This window comes from Capnocytophaga sp. oral taxon 332 str. F0381 (assembly GCF_000318275.2).
Lineage (GTDB): Bacteria > Bacteroidota > Bacteroidia > Flavobacteriales > Flavobacteriaceae > Capnocytophaga > Capnocytophaga bilenii.
The window spans coordinates 290-1,506 of sequence record NZ_KB291256.1 but is presented as its reverse complement, the minus strand read 5'-3'; the positions used below and the strand labels follow the sequence as shown (position 1 = coordinate 1,506).

The 1,217-nt window shown below is 32.0% G+C and carries 1 protein-coding gene; it reads left to right on the top strand.

What is annotated here, in order from left to right; genetic code table 11:
- Nucleotides 1-95: 95 nt before the first annotated feature.
- A complete protein-coding gene (locus tag HMPREF9075_RS01000; protein WP_034556481.1) occupies nucleotides 96-1,178 on the top strand; it encodes a M949_RS01915 family surface polysaccharide biosynthesis protein in 1,083 nt (360 codons plus the stop codon).
- The last annotated feature ends 39 nt before the right edge of the window (nucleotides 1,179-1,217 follow it).

Sequence of the window (1,217 nt, the reverse complement as noted above, 5' to 3'; positions counted from 1 at the left end):
TATGTAGCTAAATAGACACCTCAATTATAATATTCCCAAAATAACTGCTAATGAGGCAAATAAGAAACATTTTTTTAATTTAGAAACAGAAGAAAATGAAGCTACAAATTAAAACATTATTTACCTTATGTAGTATATTCATTTGTACTATGGGTATAGCACAAGAGGATAAAAATTATAGAGAGACTCCTCTTACAGATATGGAAATTAAAAAACTTTTTCCTACTGAGGTGTTGCAGCAGATAGGAGTTGAATTTCCTATATTTAGGGTGTATCCTTTTGAGGATAAAGATGGCAAGCAGTATTTGATTCTTACTGAAAAGGTGACAAAAGGGAATATACAGGACGAAAATAGTTTGAAGCGGTCTATAAAAGCTTTTAATGTGTCTTTTGAAGAGGATAAGACTGTAAAAGTGCGATGGACTATTACTGATTACATTGACGAAACAGAGCAATCTATTGGGTTTTGGACGCAATATCTGAATTTGAAAGATTTAGATAATGATGGCTTTGTAGATCCGATTGTAGTGTATGGAACGAAATCAAACTATGGGAAAGGCTTTGAAGAAGGAAGAGTAAAAATCATTATCTATCATCTTGGAAAGAAAATAGCTATTCGTCAGCAAAATTCGTCGTTAGATGACGGCAGACTTACCCAAGTGGATCAAAGTTTTGATGCCTTGCCTTTGGGTATCAAGAAAAAGGTGTATGATATGATTGGAATTCTGGAGGATAGGGGGTACTCTTTGTTTACTACAGAGGTAAAAAATCAAATTAAAAAGTCGTTGAAAGGAGAGGGTAAAGTTGTATTTTCTTCTGATAAAGGTGAAACCATTGATGAATTTTTACAAAGAGCCAAAAAAGCAGCTTCTTCTGATGCTGAACTACAAAAGATGATAAATTTTCCGTTACGAGTAAGGGGACTTGATGAAAATTTAAATGTTTTTGAGGATAAATTTTATTCTTTTGCAGAAATAAAGGATAATGTAATGCTATATGAAGGAACTTTTAAGGCAGGACTACTTTCAGCTGTTCGTATTTATCGTGGAGATTGTCAACTTTTTAATGATAAAAATTGCTTTACCATAAAAACAACTGAAATTGGGGATATTGAAGTGGTACTTATTAAAAAGGGCAAACAGTATATAATAGTAGGAATAACAATATTGACAGCATAATAATGCTTACTAAAAATTCTATGATCTAAGTTTATGAAA